General features: G+C 65.0%; 10 protein-coding genes. 8 read left to right on the top strand and 2 right to left on the bottom strand.

Annotated elements, in window-relative coordinates:
* Positions 1–13: 13 nt before the first annotated feature.
* From BRADO_RS18315 to BRADO_RS18300, 4 genes are all read left to right on the top strand, one after another.
* Complete coding sequence (locus BRADO_RS18315) at positions 14–1,756, top strand: glycosyltransferase family 39 protein (RefSeq protein ID WP_011926815.1); 1,743 nt, start codon at positions 14–16, stop codon at positions 1,754–1,756.
* Positions 1,757–2,548, top strand: a complete 792-nt coding sequence (locus BRADO_RS18310; RefSeq protein ID WP_011926814.1) for a phosphatase PAP2 family protein — start codon at positions 1,757–1,759, stop codon at positions 2,546–2,548. It begins immediately after the preceding gene.
* A 94-nt stretch (positions 2,549–2,642) separates the two neighbouring features.
* Positions 2,643–3,380 (top strand): glycosyltransferase family 2 protein, encoded by a 738-nt coding sequence (locus BRADO_RS18305; RefSeq protein WP_011926813.1) that lies wholly within the window; start codon positions 2,643–2,645, stop codon positions 3,378–3,380.
* Positions 3,380–3,718, top strand: coding sequence for a lipid-A-disaccharide synthase N-terminal domain-containing protein (locus tag BRADO_RS18300; RefSeq protein ID WP_041757593.1), 339 nt, complete (start codon positions 3,380–3,382; stop codon positions 3,716–3,718). Before BRADO_RS18305 ends, BRADO_RS18300 begins: the two co-directional genes overlap by 1 nt.
* Before the next feature lie 220 nt (positions 3,719–3,938).
* Here the strand turns inward: BRADO_RS18300 and BRADO_RS18295 are convergent, their stop codons facing one another.
* Both BRADO_RS18295 and metC read right to left on the bottom strand, forming a co-directional pair.
* On the bottom strand, positions 3,939–5,636 hold the full coding sequence (locus BRADO_RS18295; protein WP_011926811.1) for a Na/Pi cotransporter family protein: 1,698 nt from the start codon (positions 5,634–5,636) through the stop codon (positions 3,939–3,941).
* A gap of 120 nt (positions 5,637–5,756) precedes the next feature.
* Positions 5,757–6,950: a cystathionine beta-lyase gene (gene metC, locus BRADO_RS18290; RefSeq protein WP_011926810.1), complete on the bottom strand. Its 1,194-nt coding sequence runs from the start codon at positions 6,948–6,950 to the stop codon at positions 5,757–5,759.
* 317 nt (positions 6,951–7,267) lie between these two features.
* Here metC and BRADO_RS18285 point away from each other — a divergent pair, with 317 nt between their 5' ends.
* Genes BRADO_RS18285 through BRADO_RS18270 form a run of 4 tightly spaced genes read left to right on the top strand, consistent with a single transcriptional unit; the run spans position 7,268 to position 11,854 of the window.
* Positions 7,268–8,284, top strand: a complete 1,017-nt coding sequence (locus BRADO_RS18285; protein WP_011926809.1) for an amino acid ABC transporter substrate-binding protein — start codon at positions 7,268–7,270, stop codon at positions 8,282–8,284.
* 28 nt (positions 8,285–8,312) lie between these two features.
* Complete coding sequence (locus BRADO_RS18280; RefSeq protein WP_011926808.1) at positions 8,313–9,518, top strand: amino acid ABC transporter permease; 1,206 nt, start codon at positions 8,313–8,315, stop codon at positions 9,516–9,518.
* Between the two features lie 46 nt (positions 9,519–9,564).
* The gene (locus BRADO_RS18275) at positions 9,565–11,085 is read left to right on the top strand and encodes an amino acid ABC transporter permease (RefSeq protein WP_011926807.1); all 1,521 of its coding nucleotides are present in this window, start codon (positions 9,565–9,567) and stop codon (positions 11,083–11,085) included.
* 25 nt (positions 11,086–11,110) lie between these two features.
* Positions 11,111–11,854, top strand: coding sequence for an amino acid ABC transporter ATP-binding protein (locus BRADO_RS18270; protein ID WP_011926806.1), 744 nt, complete (start codon positions 11,111–11,113; stop codon positions 11,852–11,854).
* The last annotated feature ends 65 nt before the right edge of the window (positions 11,855–11,919 follow it).

Raw genomic sequence — 11,919 nt, 5'->3', positions numbered from 1 at the left:
TATTCGGAACCCCATGGTCGAGACCTATGCCCGCCCCCGTTTTGGAGAGCCGCGCGAGCCGAAGAACCTGGTGAATCCGGGCAATCGGCTGGTGCGGATGATCGATGCCGTCACCGTGAGCCATGCCAGGGCGGTCGCGTTCCTGCTCGTCTGCGGCTTGCTGCTGTTCCTGCCCGGCTTTTTCACGATTCCGCCGGTCGATCGCGACGAGGCGCGTTTCGCGCAGGCGACCAAGCAGATGGTCGAGAGCGGCGATTACGTCGACATCCGGTTCCAGGACGACGTGCGTTACAAGAAGCCGGTCGGCATCTACTGGCTGCAGTCGGCTGCCGTTGAGACCGCCTCGGCCATCGGATTGCCGCGCGCGCAATTGCGCATCTGGGTCTATCGCATTCCCTCTCTGATCGGCGCCATCGGCGCAGTCCTGCTGACATACTGGACGGCGCTCGCCTTCGTCACGCGGCGCGGCGCGGTGTTCGCGGCGCTCCTGATGTGCTGCTCGGTGCTGCTCGGCGTCGAGGCGCGGCTCGCCAAGACCGATGCGATGCTGCTGTTCACCGTTGTCGCCGCGATGGGCGCGCTGGCGCGTATCTATTTGTCCTGGCAGCGCGGCGAGGACCCCGAGCATCCGCCATGGGGGCCGCCCGCGATCTTCTGGACCGCGCTCGCCGCCGGCATCCTGATCAAGGGCCCGCTGATCCTGATGTTCGCCGGGCTCACGATCATCGCGCTCGCGATCATGGATCGCGGCGCCGGCTGGTTGTGGCGCCTGCGGCCCGTCTGGGGCCTGATGTGGATGCTGGTGCTGGTGCTGCCCTGGTTCGTGCTGATCTTCCTGCGCGCCGGCGATACCTTCTTCACCGACTCGGTCGGCGGCGACATGCTGAGCAAAATCAGCGCCCAGGAATCCCATGGGGCGCCGCCGGGTCTCTATTTGCTGCTGCTCTTCATCACGTTCTGGCCCGGTGCCCCGCTCGCTGCGATGGCCGCGCCGGCCGTGTGGCGTGCGCGGCGCGAGCCGGGAGCGCAATTCCTGCTGGCGTGGCTGCTGCCGTCCTGGATCGTGTTCGAGGCGGTGCTGACCAAGCTGCCACATTACGTGCTGCCGCTGTATCCGGCGATTGCGATCCTCACGGTGGGCGCGCTCGAGCGACGCGTGCTGTCGCGCTCCTGGCTGCGGAGGGGGGCAGCCTGGTGGTTCGCCATTCCGGCCATCACCTCGGTGGTCGCGGTAATCGGCGCCATCATCGTGACGCACCAGCCGGTGTTCCTGGCCTGGCCGTTCGTCGCTGTATCGCTCATCTTCGGCCTGTTCGCCTGGTGGCTTTATGACGATGGCCGCGCCGAGCGCTCGCTGCTGAATGCCGCCGTCGCTGCGATGTTTCTCGCGTTCGTCGTTTATGGCGCGGTCCTGCCGGCGCTGACGCCGCTGTTCCCCAGCGCCGAGATTGCCCGCGCGCTGCGCAATGTCGTCTGCGTCGGGCCGAAGGCGGCAGCCGCCGGCTTCCACGAGCCCAGCCTGGTGTTCATGACGGGCACGTCGACGCAACTGACGGACGGCTCGGGAGCCGCCGACTTCCTCAGCCAGGGCACCTGCCGCTTCGCGCTGGTCGAGCAGCGTACCGAGCGCGCCTTCGTGCAGCGCGCCGAGGCGATCGGGCTGCGCTACAACGTCGCCCGCCGCATCGACGGCTACAATATCTCCCAGGGCCGCCCGGTCTCGATTGCGATCTATCGCTCGGAAGGGACCGAGTAGATGTCTGCGCCCGACAGTTCTTCGCGGTCGTCAGGCTATTTCGCGCAGCTCGCGCTGGTCGGAAAATTCTCCCTGGGCCGTCTTGTGCGCCGTCCGCAGGCGGCGCCTGACGCCGCGAGCCGGCCAAATGTCCTGCGCCAGTTCCTGCTGCTCGGCGCCATCGGCCTTGGCACGATCCTGGTGCTGATGGTCGCCTTCGACGTCTACGAGATCGGCCTGATGCCCGCGCGCGGCACCCCAAGCCTGTGGCCATGGCGCATCGTCACCGAGTTCGGCCAGGATGAATATGTGCTGGCGCTGCTGGCCGCTGGCGTCGTGGTGACGATCCTGATCGCGCCTTTATGGCCCGAGGCCACGCGCAGCCGGCTGCTGAACTTCGCGACCCATGTGCAGTATCTCTTCTTCGCGGTGCTGACCTCGGTGCTCGCCGCGCAGGCGCTGAAATACATCATCGGACGCGGTCGACCGTTCGTGGGCGGCAAGGCGAACGCCTTCAACTTCGATCCCTTCAACGGCACGCCAGCCTATTTCAGCATGCCCTCGGCCCACGCCGTGACCGCCTTCGCGCTGGCGTTCGCCGTCGGCGCGGTCTGGCCGCGGCTGCGAATTCCGATGTTCGTCTACGCCGTCATCATCGCCCTGAGCCGGCTGGTGCTGCTGGCCCATCATCCGAGCGACGTTGTCGGCGGCGCCGTCGTCGGACTCGCCGGCGCCATGCTGGTCCGCTACTGGTTCGCGGCACGCCGGCTCGGTTTCCGTCTGTCCAAGGACGGTCGGATCGTACCGCGCTAGGGGGTTGCGAGCGGGGCCCAAGCCCCATAATAAGCCCCCGCCGCCGCAGCGCCGGGCAGGAACCGGTCCGATCACGTCATCACGAGTCCCCATCTTGTCGACCGAAACCCCCGTTGCCGTCTCCATCGTCGTTCCCGTGCGCAACGAGGCCGGCAACATCACGCCGCTGATTACCGAGATCGCGGCTGCGCTCGACGGCCTGTGGGCTTACGAGATCATCTACGTCAATGACGGCTCGACCGACGACACCGCGCAACGGCTCGCCGAGGAGATGGCGCGGCGGCCGAACCTGCGCGTCCTGCGGCATGAGAAATCGACGGGTCAATCCGCCGCGGTCCGAAGCGGCATCCGCGCCGCCCATGGCGCCATCGTCGCCACGCTGGATGGCGATGGCCAGAACAATCCCGCGTTTCTGCCCGACCTGATTGCCGCGCTCGAAAAGGGCGGCGCGGGTGTCGGCCTCGTTGCGGGCCAGCGCGTCGGCCGCAAGGACACCGGTTTCAAGAAGCTACAGTCGCGGCTTGCCAACAAGATCCGCAACGCGGTGCTGCATGACGGCACGCGCGACACCGGCTGCGGCCTCAAGGCGGTGCGCCGCGATGTGTTCCTGATGATGCCGTATTTCGATGGTCTGCACCGCTTCCTGCCGGCGCTGGTGCGGCGCGAGGGCTATGACATCGCCTATATCGACGTGATCGATCGTCCGCGGCATTCGGGCGTGTCGAATTACGGCTTCTTCGACCGGCTGTGGATCGGGATCATGGATCTCGCCGGCGTGTGGTGGCTGATCCGCCGCAAGAAGCCGACGCCGGTCGCGATCGAGGTGACATGATGCTGATTCAATTCGGGCAGGCGTTCAGCAACTATCTCTACGACATCTTCATCGCCAAGTTCGATTTCTGGCTGGTGTTCGGCCTCGCCGCGCAGCTCGCCTTCGCCGCGCGCTTCCTGGTGCAGTGGATCGCCAGCGAGCGCGCCGGCAAGAGCGTCGTGCCGCTCGCCTTCTGGTTCTTCTCGATCGGCGGCGGCCTGATGACGCTGATCTACGGTCTCGTGAAGCGCGAGCCGGTGATCATCTTCGGCCAGCTGCTGTCGAACGTCATCTACGTCCGCAACGTGATGCTGATCTTCAAGAACCGCCAACGGGAATCGCAGACGCTGAGCAATTGAGCGGGCGGCGACGTGGGCCTGCCGGCTGCGCCCTGGCGCAGGCAGGGCGATCGCATATGGAAGTCTGGAACTATCGCGGCGAACGATCCTGCCGGTGAGTTACTCAGTTCTGCCCGGGCTTGTCCCGGGCATCCACGTCGAGCCGAGCATGCCGGACAACGTGGATGCCAGGACAAGCCCGGCCATGACGGAGCGAACTAATTCGCAGCCCGCAAGGCGCTCAGCGCGGCAGCGGCTGGGCTTGCGATGGGGACAGGGGGCTGATGGGTGCCACGCCGTCCGCCACGTCACTCCGGCGCGTCGCCACTTCACCCGCCGCATCAAGCACCGGATAAGCGACCGAGCAGATGTGCGAGTGGATGCGCCGGAGATCGCGCAGCACGTCGAGATGCAGCGACGTGGTTTCCAGCGTCTCGGAACGGCCTTCGCGCAGGCGCTCCAGGTGCCGCTCGGTGGCGGCGAGCTCGGCATTGCGGAGCTCGGCCTTCTGGTCGAGCAGGCGATGCGCCCGCTGCGCGTCGCCCGACATGAAGATACCGAAGGCAATGCGCAGCGATTCCATGATCTGGCGGTGGAACGACTGCAGCTCGTCGGCGCCTTCGATCGAGAACTGGAAGCGCCGCTTGATCTTCTTGGTGGCGAGCTCGCTCAGGTTCTTGTCGATGATGTCGCCGATATGCTCGAGGTTGATCGCGAAGGAGATGATTTCCATCGCGCGCTTGCCCTCGCGCTCGTCGAGGCTGCCGCGGGTGAGCTTGGTGATGTAGAGCTTGATCGCCTCGTCGAGCCGGTCGACGATGTTGTCGGTGCGCGAGACCTGATCGACCAGACCGCGATCGTTGGTCATCATCGCCGTCATCACGTTGCGCAGCATGGTCTCGACCAGGTCGCCCATGCGCAGCGCTTCGCGCGCGGCATCGGCGAGGGCGAGCGACGGAGTCTCCAGCGCGGCTTCATCGAGATAGCGCGGCTTTGCCGGATCGACCTCGGCCGGGCGGTCCGGAAACAGCCGTACGAGAATCTTCTCCATCCCGCCGAGCAGGCCGATGAACGCCGCCGCTGTGCCGAGATTGAAGGCCATGTGGAACTGGGCCGTCAGCTTCGACAGATCCGGCTGCCACAGCTGCAGCTGCGCGGCGAGCGGATGCAGGAAGGGCACGATCAGGGCAATGCCGATGATGCGGTTGAGAAGGTTGCCGACCGGCAGACGATAGCTCGCCGGATTGTCACGCTTCGCCCCTTCGAACACGGGATTCACGGCACTGCCGAGATTGGCTCCGAGCACCAGCGCGAGCGCCGCATCGGCGGTGATGAAATGCGCATAGGCGAGCGACATCACCAGCAGCACGCTGGCGACGCTGGAATGCACGATCCAGGTGACGACGGCGCCGAAGATCACGCACAGTGTCACGTCCGCTGTGATGGCCTGCATGAAGACGCGCATGGCCGGCGCCTGTTCCGCGGGCGCCAGCGTGTCGATCAGGATATGCAGCGACAGCAGCATCAGGCCGAGGCCGATGCACACGCGCCCAAGGTCCTTGATCCGAGATCGCGGTCCGCTGCGGAACGCCACCAGCCCGAGCACGAACAGCACCGGCGCGACAGCGGCGACGTTGAACGACAGCACCTGAACGATCAGCGTGGTGCCGATATTGGCGCCGAGCATGATCGCGAGCGCCGGGATCAGGCCGACGAGGCCTTCGGCGGCGAAGGATGTGGTGATGAGCGCGGTCGCCGTGCTGCTCTGGAGCAGGGCCGTGAGGCCCACTCCGGCGAGCAGCGCGCTGAAGCGATTGCGCAGCGCGCGCGACAGCAACAGCCGAAGATCCGGTCCAAACGCGCGCAGAATGCCGCTGTGGACCATGTGAAGGCCCCACAGCAGCAACGCGACGCCGCCCATCAGATCGAGCAGAACCATGATTCCCGTTCGTGTCCGTAGCCCTGCCGCGAAGGCTACGCCCAATCCGCCGGGGATCAACGCTATTTTGTCGGCCCCGGCTGCCTGATCGCCGGGCGTTTCGCCGCCGGCGAAGCCGACTTACGCGGCGTTGAAGGCCGCGAAGCCGCGGTCGAGATCGGCCTTGAGATCCTCGGTGTTCTCCAGCCCGATGTGCAGCCGCAGCGTGGGTCCGCCGGGCGCCCATGAGGTTGCGGTGCGATAGCTCGAGCAGTCGAACGGGATCGCGAGACTCTCGAAGCCGCCCCAGGAATAACCCATGCCGAACAAGGTCAGCGTGTCGAGCATGGCGTCGACGGCGGCTTGCGGCTTTGGTTGCAGCACGATGCTGAACAGACCGGAGGCGCCGGTGAAGTCGCGCTTCCAGATCGCGTGGCCCGGATGGCTCTCGAGCGCGGGATGCAGCACCTCGATCACCTCGGGGCGCGCCGCGAGCCAACGCGCCATCTCCAGTCCCGAGCGATGATGCTGCGCGAGCCGCACGCCGAGCGTCCGCACGCCGCGCAGGGCGAGGAACACGTCGTCGGGGCCGGCGCAGACGCCAAGCAGGCGGATGCCTTCGGAGATCAGCGGCCACGCCTTCGCGTTGGCCGAAATCGTGCCGAACATGATGTCGGAGTGGCCGCCGATATATTTGGTGGCCGCCTGCATGCTGATGTCGACGCCCTGGTCGAGGGAGCGGTGGTACAGCGGCGTGGCCCAGGTGTTGTCGTCGATGACCAGCGCGCCATGCGCATGCGCCACCGCTGCAATCGCCGGAATGTCCGGCATTTCGAAGGACTGCGAGCCGGGCGCCTCGACAACCACCGCGCGTGTATTCGGTTTGAGCAGTTGCTCAATTCCTGTGCCGATCAATGGATCGAAATAGGTCGTTTCGACGCCGTAGCGCGCCAGCATACCGTTGCAGAAATTTCGGGTGGGACGATAAATGCTGTCGCAGACCAGAACATGGTCCCCGGCCTTCAGCACCGACAGCAGGGTCGTGGAGATGGCTCCGAGACCGGACGGCGCGATTCCGACGCCTGCGCATTGCGGACCTTCGAGGGCCATCAAGGCCTGCTGCAGCGCTTTCGTCGTCGGTGTGCCGTGGCGGCCATACTGGAATTCGCCGCGGTGTGCATGCAGATCCTCCGCGGTGGGATACAGCACGGTCGAGCCATGCACGACCGGCGGATTCACGAATCCGTGCTGCGCCTTGGTGTCCCGTCCCACCGTGACCAGCCGTGTTTCGACGTTTTGTCGCACCGCCGAAGCGGGGTCGTTCGAGGATGCCATCAGTGTGTCTTTTCTCTTGTATTGCCGCCGGGATAGCGCAAATCGGGCAGGACTACGGTCGTTAATAACAGAATGCAGAACAGGGCCGTCAACCCCTTGACCCGGAACGCCAGTCGTTCTGTGATGCCGGCGGAATTCGATCGCTGCACGTTGAGGGGCCTGCCGCGATGTCCGCTTCCTTGATGCATGCACGGCGTCGCTGTGCATGGCGCACGTCATATTCTTGGTATGGCGTTTGCAAAGGCGGTTTCAGGTCGGCCCCAACCACGCGCTGAGATTTCATCGCTCCCCAAGGACGACCGCGAAAGGCTGTATTTATGAAACGCGTCACTCTGGCTCTCACTCTTGCTCTCGCCCCTGTGCTGGCGAGCGTCGGCGCCCAGGCCGAAACGCTCAAGACCGTGAAGGATCGCGGCATGCTCGCCTGCGGCGTCAGTCAGGGCCTGCCCGGTTTCTCGAATCCGGACGACAAGGGCAACTGGACCGGGCTCGACGTCGACGTCTGCCGCGCCATCGCCGCTGCGATCTTCAACGACCCGACCAAGGTCAAGTATGTTCCGCTGTCGGCCAAGGACCGCTTTACTGCACTGCAGTCTGGCGAGGTGGACGTGCTGTCCCGCAACACCACCTGGACCCTGTCGCGCGACACGTCGCTCGGCGCCAACTTCGCCGGTATCACCTATTATGACGGCCAGGGCTTCATGGTGAAGAAGGCGCTCAAGGTCAATTCGGCGCTCGAGCTCAACAGCGCCTCGGTTTGCGTGCAGACCGGCACGACCACCGAGCAGAACCTCGCCGACTACTTCAAGGCCAACAAGATGAAGTACGAGGTGATCGCGTTCGCCGGCGCCGACGAGACCGTGAAGGCCTATGAGTCCGGCCGGTGCGACGTGTTCACGACCGACGTCTCCGGCCTCTACGCCGAGCGCCTGAAGCTCGCCAATCCGGCTGACCACGTCGTGCTGCCCGAGGTGATCTCGAAGGAGCCGCTCGGTCCGATGGTGCGCCACGGTGACGACCAGTGGTTCGACATCGTGAAGTGGACGCTGTTCGGGCTGATCACGGCCGAGGAAATGGGCGTCACCCAGGCCAACGTCGACGAGATGGCCAAGTCCGACAAGCCCGACTTCAAGCGCGCCTTCGGCACCGACGGCAATCTCGGCGAGCAGCTCGGTCTCACCAAGGACTGGTTCTCGCGGATCGTCAAAGCTGTCGGCAATTACGGCGAAATGTATGACCGCAATGTCGGTTCCGGCTCCAAGCTGCAGATCGCGCGCGGTCTGAACCAGCTCTGGAACAAGGGCGGCCTGCAGTACGCGCCGCCGATCCGCTAACAGCTGCACGATATCGGGGCTGCGGCGAATGAGTATCGAAGCGAGGCTACCGCCTCCGCAATATGGGCTTCGTTTGAAGCGCATGCTGGGGGGCAAGGCAGGATGGAACGGCATCATCCTGCAGATCCTGTTCGTCGCAGTCCTGGTGTGGGTTGGCTACGAGATCGTCGCCAACGCCCGCAGCAACCTGGCCGCCCAGCGCATCACGTCGGGCTTCGGGTTCCTCAACAACACGGCCGGGTTCGACGTGAACCAGGCCCTGATCAGCTACTCCGGCTCGGACAGCTACAGCCGCGTGCTGATGGTCGGCATTCTCAACACGCTGCTGGTCTCGGTGATCGGCATCGTGCTGGCGACCATCCTCGGCCTGATCGTGGCGCTCGGCCGTCTGTCTCCGAACGGCCTGCTGTCGCGGGTTGCCGGCGCCTATGTCGAGCTGATCCGTAATCTGCCGCTGCTGTTTCAGATCACGTTCTGGTATCTCGCCGTGCTCGCCGCCTTGCCCGGACCGCGCCAGAGCATCTCGGTGTTTTCGACCTTCTTCCTCAATAACCGCGGCTTCATCGTTCCGCGCCCGATCGAGGAGCCGGGCCTGATGCCGTTCCTGATCGCGCTCGGCGTCGCGATCGCAGGCTCGATCGGCCTGCGGTTCTATGCGCGACGCGAATTGTTCGTCCGCGGACATGCGATGCGGATCTGGCCCTATGTGCTAGGAATGCTGATCGGCCTGCCGCTGCTGGCCTTGGTTGTGTTCGGCGCTCCCGTGGCGTTCGAAGTGCCGGTGCTGAAGGGCTTCAACTTCGCCGGCGGCTCGCGCATCATCCCTGAATTCGTGGCGCTGACGCTGGCCTTGACCATGTACACAGCCTCCTTCATCGCGGAGGTGGTGCGTGGCGGCATCCTGTCGGTCCACAAGGGACAGATGGAGGCCGGCCTGTCGCTCGGTCTCAGCCGCGGCACGGTGTTGCGCCTGATCGTCGTGCCGCAGGCGCTCCGGGTGATCCTGCCGCCGCTGACCAACCAATATCTCAACCTGACCAAGAACTCGTCGCTCGCGGTCGCGATCGGCTATCCCGACCTGGTCTCGGTGTTTGCCGGCACGACGATGAGCCAGACCGGACAGGCCATCGAGATCATCGGCATCACGATGGGCGTCTATCTCGCGATGTCGCTGATCACGAGCGCGATCATGAGCTTCTACAGCTGGCGGCTGGGCAAGAGGCTTGGAGCATGACCAGGCTCGGGGACGAAGACCTCTGGCGCATGAAGAGATTTCGCGCATGACCGACATCACAGCCTCGAACTTCATCCGCCAGGACATGGCTGGCGAGCGTCCCGCGCCGATCAAGACCACCGGCGTCATCGGCTTCGTTCGCACGCAGCTGCTGAACTCGCCGACCAACATCCTGCTCACTCTGGTGAGCGCGTTGCTGATCTGGTTCACCGTGATTCCAGCGCTGCAGTTCCTGCTTGTCGACGCCGTCTGGGTCGGCAAGGATCGCGAGGCCTGTCTGGCGCAGAACGCCGGTCACCCGGTCGGCGCGTGCTGGCCGTACATCACGGCGAAGTTCAGCCAGTTCATGTACGGCTTCTACCCCGAGGCCCAGCGCTGGCGTGTGAACCTGACCTATGTGCTGTTCGTTGCGCTGCTGGCGCCGCTGATGATCAGAAGCGTGCCGGCGAAGACTCTCAATGCCGGTCTGTTCCTGGTCGCATTGCCAGTGGTCGCCTTCTTCCTGCTGTACGGCGGCGGCCTCTCGGGCTTCGGCGTGAGCTGGACGGCGAGCGTCCTGTCCCTGTTCGCGGAGAGCGTCGATAGCGCCGGCAATGCTTTGGTCCGCAGCGGAGCCGGCGTTCCCGTGATCGGCATGCTGTTCTGGCTCATGGGCAAGCTCGTGGTCCTGATCGGGACGGTGGCCTCGCTGGTGATCTGGCCGTTGCTCTGGCTGCGTGATCAACTGCAGGCCTCGCAGCAGCCGGTGTGGACCGATCTCGTCATTACGGCGGTCGCTGTCTCGGCGCTGGTGTTCGTCATCGGCGGCGGGAGCAGGGCGCTGCGCAGCGTGATCGGCACCATCGCGACTTTCGTCGGGATCGCGGTCGTGATCGCCGTCATGGGCCTGGATCGCGGCGGCCTGCCGGTCGTCGATACGAGGCTGTGGGGCGGCATGCTGGTGACGCTGGTCGTCACCGTCATCGGCATCGTCGCGTCGATGCCGATCGGCATCGCGCTGGCGCTCGGCCGGCGTTCGACCATTCCGCTGATCAGGATCTTCTCGATCGCCTTCATCGAGCTGGTGCGCGGCGTGCCGCTGATCACCGTGCTGTTCTTCGCGACCTACATGCTGCCGCTGTTCCTGCCCGGCAACCTCAGGATCGACGGCCTGGTGCGGGCGCTGATCGGCGTCGCGCTGTTCTCCGGCGCCTACATGGCCGAGGTGATCCGCGGCGGACTGCAGGCGATCCCGCGCGGCCAGGCGGAGGCGGCGAGCGCGCTCGGCCTGTCCTGGTGGAAGACCACGAGCTTCATCGTGCTGCCGCAGGCGCTCCGCCACGTCATTCCCGGCATCGTCAACAGCTTCATCTCGCTGTTCAAGGATACGTCGCTGGTGTCGATCGTGGCGCTGTTTGACCTGCTCGGCAGCCTCAAGGCCTCGTTCGCGGATCCGGTCTGGGCGACGCCGACCACGGCCTTCACCGGCTTCGCCTTCACCGGCCTGATCTACTTCGCCTTCTGCTTCGGCATGTCACGCTATTCCCTGCTGGTCGAGCGCCGCCTGAACGCGCACCGGCGTAACTGAACAGAGATCATCGAGTCATCGAACCATGGCTGCAAACTCCATCGTCAGCATCTCCGCGCTCAACAAATGGTACGGCGAATTCCACGTGCTGCGGGACGTGAACCTGTCCGTCGCCAAGGGCGAGCGCATCGTGATCTGCGGGCCTTCGGGCTCCGGCAAGTCGACCCTGATCCGCTGCATCAATGCACTGGAGGAGTTCCAGGAGGGCGAGATCAATGTCGACGGCATCGACCTCGGCCCGAACCTCAAGCGCGTCGACGAGGTGCGCCGCGAGGTCGGCATGGTTTTTCAGAGCTTCAATCTGTTCCCGCATCTGACCGTGCTGGAGAACTGCACCTTGGCGCCGATCTGGGTGCGCAACATTCCGCAGAAGGAAGCCGAGGCGACCGCGATGAAATTCCTGGAGCGGGTCAAGATCCCGCACCAGGCGCAGAAATACCCGGGCCAGATGTCGGGCGGTCAGCAGCAGCGCGTCGCGATCGCCCGGGCGCTGACGATGAATCCCAAGGTGATGCTGTTCGACGAGCCGACCTCGGCGCTGGATCCCGAGATGGTCAAGGAGGTGCTCGACACCATGGTCGACCTCGCCAAGGAGGGCATGACCATGCTGGTGGTGACCCACGAGATGGGCTTCGCCCGCGAGGTCGCCAACCGCGTCGTGTTCATGGACGCCGGGCAGATCATCGAGTCGAACACGCCGGAAGAGTTTTTTGCCAACCCGCAGCACGCGCGCAGCAAGCTGTTCCTCAGCCAGATCCTGCGGCATTGAGAACAGGGCGAATGGCAATGGGGCGTAGCGAATAGGGGTTGATGCCCCGTCAGCGAGCAGTATCT

The organism is Bradyrhizobium sp. ORS 278, assembly GCF_000026145.1.
Classification (GTDB): Bacteria; Pseudomonadota; Alphaproteobacteria; order Rhizobiales; family Xanthobacteraceae; genus Bradyrhizobium.
Note: the sequence above shows the minus strand (reverse complement) of the source record. Positions and strands in the feature narration are given on the sequence as shown.